We start from the raw sequence: 10,896 nt of genomic DNA on the forward strand, positions 1-10,896 counted from the left end.
CCGTGCACTCGCCGGCCTTCGGCGACCACAGCACCTTGCCGGAGTTGACGTCGAAGGCCGGCGAGTGCACGGACGAGGGCTACGCGGGCGGCGCCCAGCTGGTCGCGGTCCGCAAGTGCGGCGACTATGGCGAGGAGACCTTCGAGATCCAGCTGCTCGACTCGAAGACGAGTGATGTCAAGTGGACATACAAGCTGCCCTCCGGCATCGACCGCGCCAAGATCATCTCCACCAAGCCGGTGGTGTTCGGCGTGGTGACCGGCAGCGACGTGCCGCTGACCGGAACCAGCGACATCTTCTCGCTGGACGACAAGGGCAAGCTGCGCGCCAAGATCTCCATCCCGGACAAGAAGTACAACTACGACTGCCCGGTCCGCGGCGTCTGGTCCTGCAAGGGCATCTACGTCGGCAACGACAAGGTGTACATGCCGACCGAGAACCACGACGGCACCGGCTCCTACAGCCGGACCAACGAGATCGTCTCCTTCTCGCTGGCCACGGGGAAGTCCACGGGCGACCGGGTGGACGCGGGTGACGACTACGAGCTGTTCCCGATCCGCATGGACGGCCCGAACGTCATCGCCTTCAAGGACGGCCCGTACGACAAGGGTGCCCAGGTCGTCTCCATCGACGGCAAGACGCTGAAGCAGACCACCCTCATCGAGACCCCGTCGTCCGAGTCGGTCCTCCGCGCGATCAGCGCGATGGTGCCGACGCTGAGCGAGATGCTCTACACCGACGGACGGTTCTTCATCGGCAAGGACCTGGTCAGCAAGCCCTATGACGAGGACGAAAAGGAGTACACGGCGCTCGGTTTCGGGGCGAAGTAACCCCACGCGCCCCCTGGGTCCCGCGCGACGGCCCCGCCCCTGGTCAGGGGTGGGGCCGTGCACGTATCCCCCATCACTCCCGAATGGGAGGGATTTCGGTAATCCGGGGCACTTCTCTCCGGTAGGGGAGCGCAACGTCGAACAAGCGTGTAGCTTCCGGGGGCATGAGAGCGGGGGAGCAGACGGCGGAGTCGGGGGGCTTCTGTCCGTGAGGCCCGGTGGGCGGCCATAGTGGGCAACCATTGGGGGACTGGGGGGTGGCTGGCTCGATGGGAGTGCGGCTCATGGTGGTCGACGACCACCGACTGCTCGCCGAGGCGCTGGCTTCGGCGTTGAAGCTGCGGGGGCACCGGGTGCTCGCCGCGGCGGCACCCGCCGCGGGCGCGGCGGAACTGGTGATCACACGGGCACCCGAGGTGTGCCTCCTCGGCACGGCGACACCCGCCGAGCCGGGGATCTTCGACCCGGTGGTCAGGATCAAGCGGGAACGACCGCAGGTGGCGGTACTGGTGCTCGGCCCGGTGCCCAACCCGCGCGGCATAGCCGCCGCGTTCGCCGCGGGCGCGTCCGGCTACGTACGGCACGACGAACGCATAGAGGGCGTGGAGCGGGCCATCATGAAGGCCCGCGCGGGAGAGGCGGCGGTGGCGCCGCAACTGCTCCAGAGCGCGTTCAGCGAACTGCTGAACCCGGCGGCCCAGCCGGACGACGAGGGCCAGCGCCTGCTCCAGATGCTGACCCCGCGCGAGGTGGAGGTGCTGGTCCGCGTCGCGGACGGCGAGGACACGAGGCTGATCGCGGCAGGCATGGGCATCGCCCCGTCGACGGCCCGCACCCACGTCCAACGGGTCCTGATGAAACTGGGCGTGGGTTCACGGCTGGAGGCGGCGGCACTGGCGGCCCGAACGGGGTTGCTGGACCGGGCGGGGCCGGTCCAGCACTCTTCGCCGGGGGCAGATGGGTAGGGCTGGGCCTCGTACTCGTGGCCACTCCGGGGCTGGGCGCACACGGCGTGGTCGACCAGGTCCGTGCTGCTCCGGATGTGGCGTACGGCGGTCTCCTCATCCGCCGGCCGACTGTGTACGACGACGGTGACCGAGACTCGGGTCGAGCAGACGAGGGTCGTCGCCTGGCATCAGGGGGCGGGTAGGCCGCAGCGGACCCAGGATCCGCGTACGGTGACTTCCTGGTTCCAGCTCCGCTTGGCTCGAAGATCGGCGGATGCGTCATGGCGGACGCGACGCGTTGCCGCGAGATGTACGTGGTGGAGCGTCCGAGATGTAGTCCGACCAGCCCCCGTGCTGAAGAAGCTGGCGGACGGTGATCCGCCGCCTGTTGTTGCCGTAGCCCCGGACCATGCCCGGCAGCCGCCGCTCCATTGGGTGCTCCAGGGACAGCCGCCTCTCGCCGACGAGTTGGAGGACGACGGTCGCGAGCACGTCTTTGTTGTGCTGTCGATGTGGATGTCTCGCCAGGGGGTACGGGCGCGCCGGTGGCGATATCTTCACCCTGCTGCGGTCGGTCCGACCGCAGTTAGGCGCGTCCAGCCGCACGGGCACCCCGGTCATAGCGCTGTCGCGTACGACGTCGGCGTTACGTCGCAGGGTCCGGACCGGCCGCTTGGGCACGGGTCGGCGCGGGCGCCGCGAGGAGTATGAGAGCAACGGCTAAGGGCACGGCTGTCCGGCGGGTGGTGTGGGACATGGGGGCCTCAGTACGCCGTACGGGTCCGCCGATGGGTGTGTCGCTCCGACGTGGCCGAGACAGTTCAGAGCTACATCTGAGGTTGCGCAGAACGGGTTAAATTGACACCACTTGTCACCCCGAAAGTCCTCCTACCTGCGGATTCAGCAGGAGGGTCGTCCAAAGGTACACCTCCCTTTTGGCCAATTAACTGTCTCCAGGGATCTCACTAGCGTCACATTCCGGTTCCCGACTGTCCTCGCAGTCCCCGACTCGACCGGAGAAAAGATGAAGAAGATGATCCTGCCCCAGCGCACGGGCGTCGCGGCAATCGCGCTCCTCGCTGCCTTCGCCGTGGTCGCCCCAGCTGTCACCGCATCGGCGGCGGAGTCCGGAGCAAACACCGAATCGTCCACTGCCGTCCTGCCGAGGCCCAAGTACACCGTCGCCAGTTACACCAAGTACCTGGAGAAGAGGGCGAAGAAGGACGCGTCGGCAAGGGCTGTCCTCAAGCACTTCAAGAAGCTGTCATCGGCCAAGAAGAAGAAGTTCGTCTACTACATCCAGGACACCAAGACCCAAAAGGCATTCGTCGGCAATGCTTCGAAGAAGGGTAAGAAGAAGTTCTCGACTGTCGCGGCCTACAACAAGGACGTCACCTTCACGAGCACCACGGTCGCCGCGTCCCGTACGGCGAAGTCCACGAAGACGGTCAGCCTGTCCGTCACGGCGACCGAGCGGATCTTCGACATCCCGGTCACCAGCGCCACGACCACGCTGTCCTACGAGACCGGCAAGGACGGCATGATCACCGGCAAGGGCCGGAAGTCGGGCCACAAGGGCACCAACTTCAACGCCGCGTTCACGGTCAAGGCCGGGGCGACGACGTTCGCCCCCGAGGCGAACATGCTGGACGCCGTCACCAACTGGACGGCCACGCCCCGGTTCAAGAGCGCGGGCACCAAGCCGATCAAGAAGCTCCAGGTCCTGACCGGCCTGGGCGACCACGGCACGGCGACGACGTTCAGGACCGTCGGGAGCTGACACCGCCGTCCGGGCAGAAGGGGGCGGGCCCCGCGCACGGGCCCGCCCCCGTGCGGAAATTGGGTTGAGGTGAAGCCGGTCCCGGCAGAACATGTGCGCGATGGCTTACCACCCTCTGCTCAGCCCCGGGACCCTGACCTGGGACGACGTCGATCCCCGTCGGCATCCGTTCGACGCCGACGAGGCCGCCGAGGCGGTCCGCGCCCTGGCCCCCGCGCACCGCACCCCCCTTCGCCCGACCGGCCACGCCGCGAACAGCGACATCATCCGGTGGTCCCACGGTGCGGGTCGGGACTGGGCCGACGAGATGACCCTCGCCATGGTCGAGCGGTGGGGCCGCTGGACCGTCGGCTGGCGCTGGGCCCACGACGAGGGCGACTACGACGGCGGCCCGGTCGGCGCCTGGTGCTGCACCCGCGACTCGATCAGCGCCACCGACCCGGAGGAGACCCTCGACCGGATCGCCGAGGCACTGTGCGAGTGGCGGGACTGGCTGGAGGACACGGCCGACCGTTTCGACCACTACCCGCTGGACAGCATGCCCGCCGAGGACCGCCAGGACGCCTGGGAGCGTGCCACCGTCCGCCTGGTCACTCAGGTCGTGGACCGCACGGGCGGCGGCAGCGGCTGGTACGGCCACTGCCGGCAGGTCCTCATGTGGTTCCTGACCCGCTGGGGCGTGGACGACGAGACGGCCCGGGCGCGGGTCGACAAGGCGATCGACGGCCGCTTCCGCAGCTGGTCCGCGCCCGACCGCACGCTCATGGACGACGTGGCGGAACGCCTCGCGACCTCCCTGGAGGCCGGCCCCTGAGCACGCCCCGCCCGGCCGCCGCCCCGGACCACCTACGGATATGGCTGGCCCTCCGCGAGACGGTCCCCTGGCATCGCGCACGCGCAGTCACCCCGCACGGGCTCCTTCCCACCGGCCCGCACGAATGCCTCCCAGTCGTACCGGTCACCCCGATAGAAGACGGGGCGGTGCAGGACATCCACGCCCACGACCACCAGCGGTCCCCGGTACGCGCCGTCCGCCTGCGCGCCGCCCTCGACCGGGCCCGCGCCGACGCCGCCGCCGGACTGCCCCTCACCTTCGACCGCCTCGCCGCCTGGCAGCGCCACGTGCTGGGCCTGCCGAAGCCCCCGGCGTTCCGTACCGGCCCGGCGTACGCCAAGGAGGGCCGCGAACGCTACGGCACCGGCGCCGACCTTCCGGACCGCCTCACCGACTGCCTCGCACAGAGCGCGGAGCCGGCCCTCACGCTCCCGGCCCGCGCCGCCCGCGCCTACCTCGACGTGTGCTTCTTCCATCCGTTCGACGACGGCAACGCCCGCGCCGCGTTCCTCACGCTGACGTACGTGCTGGCGCGGGACGGGGTCGCGCTGGACGAAGTGGGGCCCGTGCGCCGGGTGCCCCGCCGTGCCGACGACCCCGGCGGCGCGCTCTCCCTGGCCGACCTCGTCGCCGTACTCATCTCGGGCACCGCCCGTCGCGCCGCTCACGCGGACCGCTCCTCTCCGCCGCACCGGCACTCGAACCAGACGGTCTTGCCGTCGCGCCACCTGCCCACACCCCACTTGTCCGCCACGGCGTCGACCAGCACGAGCCCCCGGCCGCCGTCCGCGTAGGGCGACATGTCGGTGCGCAGGACGGGGAGTTGATCGGACCCGTCCGTCACCTCCACCCGGACCCCGGCGGGCGACCGCAGCAACAGCAGGGTGCAGCGGCGGTCCGGGACGTGCCGTACGACGTTGGCGAGAAGCTCCGTGACCCCGAGTTGCACCGCGTCGGTCAGGTCCGGCATCTCCCACTCGTCGAGGTAGGAGCGGACGATGCGGCGGATGTGATGCGCGGAGTGCTCACCGACGGTGAAACACATCCGGTGCTGGGCGGGGCGAGCGCCCAGAACGATGGGGGGAATGTATCCGTTCACCCCACAAGGGTGACCTGGCGCAACTACTGTCGGCGACAGAACGGACACAACCTGTTCAACAGTGAGTTCAAGCTTCAACGAGGGGACAGCACCATGACCCAGATCAACACCCTCGACCCCGGCGCCTCTCCGCTCGACTACTACGGCTACGAGTTGCGGCGCTGCCGGGAGGCCGCGGGCCTGACACAGAAGCAGTTGGGCGACATCCTGGGCTACACCTCGTCGCTGGTCGGGCAGATCGAGACGGCGAGGAAGGTGCCGACACTGGAGTTCAGCGAGCGGGTGGATGTGGCCCTGGAGACGGGAGGACTGTTGTCCCGGCTCGCCGTCCTGGTGATGCGCAGTCAACTTCCGGCCTGGTTCCAGCAGGTGGCGGAGCTGGAGGTCCGGGCCGCCGAGATCTGCACGTTCCAGGCCCACATGGTCCACGGCCTGCTCCAGACCGAGGGCTACGTACGGGCCGTACTCGGCTCCCTCGACGACACCGACCTGGACGACCGCACCGCTGTACGGCTCGCCCGCCAGCGCGTCTTCGAGAAAGAGGAACCGCCGGTGATGTGGGCGGTCATCAGCGAGGCGGCGCTCTACCAGAAGATCGGCGGCGCGAAGGTCATGCGAGGCCAACTGCTGAAACTGTTGGCCTTCGAGAAGAACCCCCGGATCAACGTCCAGATCCTGCCGTTCGATGCCGGGGCGCACGCGGGGCTGACCGGCTCATTCAACGTCTACCGCTTCGAGCGAGACCCGGACATCGTCTATATGGAGGGGTACGGAAGTGGGCATCCGACTGCGAACCCGGACACGGTGAAGAACTGCTCGCTCCGTTACGATCATCTTCGTGCTGCCGCCCTCTCCCTCAGGGATTCGGCGGAGCTGATCCGACGCGTGATGGAGGACCGCTATGGAGAGCAACGCGATCCCGACAGGGGCTCGGTGGCGTAAGTCCAGCTACAGCGGCGACCAGGGCGGCGAGTGCGTCGAATGCGCCCCCCTCGGCCCCCTCACCTGGCGCAAGTCGTCGTACAGCAGTGACCAGGGCGGTGATTGCGTAGAGATCGCCGCAACCCCCACCTCCTCCCCCACCCTCCTCATCCGCGACTCCAAGAACCCGGCGGGACCCCATCTATCCCTGGGCCCCGCCGCGTTCGTCAGCTTCCTCGGCTGGGCCTCTACAGCCGCTGGATGATCGTCCCGGTGGCGAGTCCGCCCCCGGCGCACATCGTCACCAGGGCGAACTCCTTGTCCGTGCGCTCCAGTTCGTGCAGTGCCGTCGTGATGAGCCGCGCTCCCGTCGCGCCCACCGGGTGACCCAACGCGATCGCACCGCCGTTCACGTTGACCTTCCCCAGGTCCTGCTCGAAGACCCGCGCCCAGCTCAACACCACGGACGCGAACGCCTCGTTGATCTCGACGAGGTCGATGTCGCGGAGCGACATCCCCGCCTTGCCCAGCACTGCCCTCGTCGCGTCGATCGGGCCGTCGAGGTGGAAGTGGGGGTCGGAGCCCACCAGCGCCTGGGCGACGATCCGGGCCCTCGGTCGTAGCTTCAGCGCCCGCGCCATCCGCTTCGACGCCCACATGATCGCCGCCGCGCCGTCGCTGATCTGGGAGGAGTTGCCTGCGGTGTGCACGGCGGTCGGCATGATCGGTTTCAGGCGCGCCAGCGCCTCCGCGGACGTGTCCCTGAGGCCCTCGTCCCGGTCCACGAGGCGCCACATGCCCTGACCGGCGGCCTGTTCCTCCTCCGTCGTGGGGACCTGGACCGCGAAGGTCTCCTTCTTGAAGCGTTCCTCGGCCCAGGCGACGGCGGCCCGTTCCTGCGAGAGCAGGCCGAGCGCGTCGACATCCTCCCGTGTCAGGTCCCGGTGGCGGGCGATCCGTTCGGCCGCCTCGAACTGGTTGGGGAGGTCGACGTTCCACTCGTCGGGGAACGGCTTGCCGGGGCCGTGCTTGGAGCCCGACCCGAGCGGCACACGGGACATCGCCTCGACGCCGCAGCTGATGCCGACGTCGATGACCCCCGCCGCGACCATGTTGGCCACCATGTGCGACGCCTGCTGCGAGGAGCCGCACTGGCAGTCGACGGTCGTCGCGGCCGTCTCGTACGGCAGGCCCATGGTCAGCCAGGCCGTGCGCGCGGGGTTCATGGACTGCTCGCCGGCATGGGTGACCGTGCCGCCGACGATCTGCTCGACGCAGTCGGCGGGGATGCCGGTGCGGCCGAGGAGTTCACGGTAGGTCTCGCCCAGCAGATAGGCGGGGTGCAGATTGGCGAGCGCGCCACCGCGCCTGCCGATGGGCGTGCGTACGGCTTCGACGATCACGGGTTCCGCGGCCATGGGGATCCTCTCAACGGTTACCCGCGCGGCGCGGGGCGTCCCGGCCCGGCCCGCCACGCAGAACTAGTACGCGTTCTAGTTCTCCTGACAGCGTGCCGATGCGACACACATCGCCGCAAGGGTCGTGCACGGCGCACACGCGATCCGCAGGCGGATTCCCCCGCGCGCGGGCGCACCACGCGCCCCGGAACGCGTGGTCACCCCGGCTCTCACGGCGCGCCACTGGGCCGGAGGGGTGACACCGCGAAGGTAATCGCCCCTCACCTCCACTCCCTTCGTACGGATGAAGCGCCCGGCATCGCGTGGCAGACCCTCGGCGGCGCTGCTGCGATGTGGGGGTCCGCGCCGGCCCGCACAGTCCTCCAGCCCGCTCCGGCGGGCTGCTGTGCCGGGCGCGCAGAAGGAGACGACCACGTTGTCCGAGCAACAGCACGAACAGGCGGAGCGATGCGTCGGGGAGTTCACCCTCGCCGCCCCCGTGAGCGCCGAACCGACGGCACCCCAGACGTACACGGCGCCCGAACCGGACGCGCGGTGGGAGCTGCCGAACGGCTTCGCGCACGTCTTCCGCGGCGAGGGCAACCAGGGGATCACCCGGCCGGTGCTCATGGCCGACGGCTTCAACGTCGGCAGGAGCGACCTGAAGTGGCTGTACGCCGGCCTCGACGGCGGCGCCTACCCGCTGCTGAGCGAGCTGCGCCGCCGGGGCCGTGACGTCATCCTGCTCGGCTTCGACGAGCGCAGCGCCTCCCTCCTGGACAACGCCGACGCCGCGATCGCCGCGATCCTGCGGACCAGCGCCGAGCAGCTGGGGGACACGCGGCTGACCGTGGGCGGCTTCAGCATGGGCGGCCTGGTCACCCGTTACGCCCTCGCCAAGCTGGAGACGCAGCGGATGGACCACCGCACCGCCCTGTACTTCTCCTACGACACGCCGCACCACGGGGCCGTCGTCCCCGTCGGCCTCCAGGCGTTCTCGCACTTCATCCCGGTGCCGAACCCGTTCGCCCGGCAGATGAACAGCCCGGCCGCCCGGCAGATGCTCTGGCGGCACTACAACCCGGTGACCGGCGACACAGGGATCGCCCCCGAGCGCACGCGGTTCCTGACCGAGCTGTCGCAGGTCGGCGGCTGGCCCACCATCCCGAGGAAGCTGGCGCTCGCCAACGGCCGCGGGGACGGCACGGGCCTCGCGATCCCGCCAGGCGAGACCGCGCTGAAGGTCGAGCGGATCTACCCCGGGACGACCTTCCACACCCAGGCACAGGGCAAGGACGTCATCGTCGCCGAGCTGAAACGACGGTTCCCCCCGGCCGAGAAGACGGTGCTGACGAGCGACTTCCCCGAGTTCGACGGCGCCCCCGGCGGCACCCTCCGCTCGTACGGCATCCTCGCCGACATGCTGAGGAAGTTCGGCGCGGGCATCGATCTGCGGCACGAGCACACCTGCTTCGTCCCCACGGTCAGCGCGGTCGCGATCCGCGACCTCGACCAGCAGAAGGACCTGTACGCGGCCGTCGACGACCTGGACCCGGACGAGTCCGAGGCCGACGACTTCATCTGCTCCTCGGACACGACGGCGCACACCGCCATCACCCCGGAGCTCGCCGAGTGGCTGCTGGACCGGCTGCCCGACTGACCGGCCCGACGGATTCGGGTCGCCGTAGCCCTTGCGACTTGTAGAACGCGTTACTACGGTCACGGCGACCCGGATAACTGATGGACCGTCAGAGACGGTCCGTCGGAGACCGTCTGAGCGACGGGAGTCGACCATGCCCTGTCCAGCGCTGCCCGACGGGTTCGACCTCACCGACCCGGATCTGCTCCACGATCGTGTTCCCCTCCCCGAGTTCGCCGAGCTGCGCCGCACGGAACCGGTCCACTGGGTCCCGCAGGCACCGGGCCTCGCGGGCTTCGGCGACGAGGGCTACTGGGCCGTGACCCGTCACGCGGACGTCAAGTACGTCTCCACGCACCCCGAGTTGTACTCGTCGTTCCTGAACACCGCGATCATCCGGTTCAGCGAGCACATCGAGCGGGACGCGATCGACGCGCAGCGGCTGATCCTGCTGAACATGGACCCGCCGGAGCACACCCGGGTACGGCAGATCGTCCAGCGGGTCTTCACCCCGCGGGCGATCCGCGCCCTGGAGGAGAACCTGCGCGACCGGGCCCACGCCATCGCGCGCGAGGCGCTCGCCCAGCCCGGCCCCTTCGACTTCGTCACCCAGGTCGCCTGCGAACTGCCGCTCCAGGCCATAGCGGAGCTGATCGGCATCCCGCAGGACGACCGGGCGAAGATCTTCGAGTGGTCGAACCGGATGATCTCGTACGACGACCCCGAGTACGCCATCACCGAGGAGGTCGGCCAGGAGTCGGCCACCGAACTCATCGCGTACGCCATGAACATGGCCGCCGACCGCAAGCAGTGCCCGGCGAAGGACATCGTGAGCACGCTGGTCGTCGCCGAGGACGAGGGGAGCCTGGCCTCGGACGAGTTCGGGTTCTTCGTGCTGATGCTGGCGGTCGCGGGCAACGAGACCACCCGCAACGCCATCACCCACGGCATGCACGCCTTCCTCACCCACCCCGACCAGTGGGTCCTGTTCAAGCGGGAACGCCCGGCGACGGCCGCCGAGGAGATCGTCCGCTGGGCCACGCCCGTCAACTCCTTCCAGCGGACCGCCACCCAGGACACCGAACTCGGCGGCAAGCGGATCAAGAAGGGCGACCGCGTCGGCATCTTCTACGCCTCCGCCAACCACGACCCCGAGGTGTTCGAGAACCCCGACACCTTCGACATCACCCGCGACCCGAACCCCCATCTGGGCTTCGGTGGCGGCGGCCCGCACTTCTGTCTCGGCAAGTCCCTGGCGGTGCTGGAGATCGACCTCATCTTCAACGCGATCGCCGACGCCCTGCCGAACCTGCGGCTCATAGGCGACCCGGACCGGCTGCGCTCGGCCTGGATCAACGGAGTGAAACACCTCCAGGTCAGCGCGGACTGACACCCCCGCCCCCGACTCGGGCCGACGGCCTCCCGGCGCCGTCGGCCCGAGTCGGGGG

The 10,896-nt window shown here is 69.4% G+C and carries 10 protein-coding genes and 2 pseudogenes; 9 read left to right on the plus strand and 3 right to left on the minus strand.

From position 1 onward, the window contains the following. Nucleotides 1-830 (plus strand): annotated as a pseudogene (locus AOK23_RS37785) (outer membrane protein assembly factor BamB family protein); the annotation flags it as partial. Nucleotides 831-1,099: 269 nt separating this feature from the next. Further along, nucleotides 1,100-1,795 carry a helix-turn-helix transcriptional regulator gene (locus AOK23_RS37790; protein ID WP_079049933.1) on the plus strand — a complete coding sequence of 232 codons (696 nt, stop codon included), beginning with the start codon at nucleotides 1,100-1,102 and terminating at the stop codon, nucleotides 1,793-1,795. A gap of 261 nt (nucleotides 1,796-2,056) precedes the next feature. Here AOK23_RS37790 and AOK23_RS50850 read toward each other — a convergent pair whose 3' ends face one another. Further along, the gene (locus tag AOK23_RS50850) at nucleotides 2,057-2,269 is read right to left on the minus strand and encodes a beta-lactamase family protein (RefSeq protein WP_240496738.1); all 213 of its coding nucleotides are present in this window, start codon (nucleotides 2,267-2,269) and stop codon (nucleotides 2,057-2,059) included. 532 nt (nucleotides 2,270-2,801) lie between these two features. Here AOK23_RS50850 and AOK23_RS37795 point away from each other — a divergent pair. The 3 genes and pseudogenes from AOK23_RS37795 to AOK23_RS50855 all read left to right on the plus strand — a co-directional run. Further along, the gene (locus tag AOK23_RS37795; protein WP_055716996.1) at nucleotides 2,802-3,557 is read left to right on the plus strand and encodes a hypothetical protein; all 756 of its coding nucleotides are present in this window, start codon (nucleotides 2,802-2,804) and stop codon (nucleotides 3,555-3,557) included. A 100-nt stretch (nucleotides 3,558-3,657) separates the two neighbouring features. Then, on the plus strand, nucleotides 3,658-4,371 hold the full coding sequence (locus tag AOK23_RS37800) for a hypothetical protein (RefSeq protein ID WP_055716997.1): 714 nt from the start codon (nucleotides 3,658-3,660) through the stop codon (nucleotides 4,369-4,371). A gap of 308 nt (nucleotides 4,372-4,679) precedes the next feature. Then, a pseudogene (locus AOK23_RS50855) lies at nucleotides 4,680-4,862 on the plus strand (Fic family protein); the annotation flags it as partial. A 194-nt stretch (nucleotides 4,863-5,056) separates the two neighbouring features. Here the strand turns inward: AOK23_RS50855 and AOK23_RS46140 are convergent. Further along, nucleotides 5,057-5,491 (minus strand): ATP-binding protein, encoded by a 435-nt coding sequence (locus AOK23_RS46140; protein WP_240496739.1) that lies wholly within the window; start codon nucleotides 5,489-5,491, stop codon nucleotides 5,057-5,059. Nucleotides 5,492-5,584: 93 nt separating this feature from the next. Between AOK23_RS46140 and AOK23_RS37810 the strand changes: the two genes are divergently transcribed. Next, nucleotides 5,585-6,433 carry a helix-turn-helix domain-containing protein gene (locus AOK23_RS37810; RefSeq protein ID WP_055717002.1) on the plus strand — a complete coding sequence of 283 codons (849 nt, stop codon included), beginning with the start codon at nucleotides 5,585-5,587 and terminating at the stop codon, nucleotides 6,431-6,433. Continuing rightward, the gene (locus AOK23_RS46145; RefSeq protein ID WP_079049934.1) at nucleotides 6,393-6,677 is read left to right on the plus strand and encodes a DUF397 domain-containing protein; all 285 of its coding nucleotides are present in this window, start codon (nucleotides 6,393-6,395) and stop codon (nucleotides 6,675-6,677) included. Before AOK23_RS37810 ends, AOK23_RS46145 begins: the two co-directional genes overlap by 41 nt. On the opposite strand, the gene AOK23_RS37815 is transcribed toward AOK23_RS46145, so the two are convergent. Then, nucleotides 6,661-7,830 carry a steroid 3-ketoacyl-CoA thiolase gene (locus AOK23_RS37815; protein WP_055716999.1) on the minus strand — a complete coding sequence of 390 codons (1,170 nt, stop codon included), beginning with the start codon at nucleotides 7,828-7,830 and terminating at the stop codon, nucleotides 6,661-6,663. The genes AOK23_RS46145 and AOK23_RS37815 overlap by 17 nt on opposite strands. Nucleotides 7,831-8,245: 415 nt before the next feature. On the opposite strand from AOK23_RS37815, the gene AOK23_RS37820 reads away from it, so the two are divergent. Continuing rightward, entirely contained in the window at nucleotides 8,246-9,469 is a 1,224-nt protein-coding gene (locus AOK23_RS37820; RefSeq protein ID WP_055717000.1) for an esterase/lipase family protein, read from the plus strand. A 133-nt stretch (nucleotides 9,470-9,602) separates the two neighbouring features. Next, a complete protein-coding gene (locus AOK23_RS37825) occupies nucleotides 9,603-10,838 on the plus strand; it encodes a cytochrome P450 (RefSeq protein ID WP_055717001.1) in 1,236 nt (411 codons plus the stop codon). The last annotated feature ends 58 nt before the right edge of the window (nucleotides 10,839-10,896 follow it).

Origin of the sequence: Streptomyces torulosus (assembly GCF_001419765.1) — a bacterium.
In the GTDB taxonomy this organism is placed as follows: domain Bacteria; phylum Actinomycetota; class Actinomycetes; order Streptomycetales; family Streptomycetaceae; genus Streptomyces; species Streptomyces torulosus.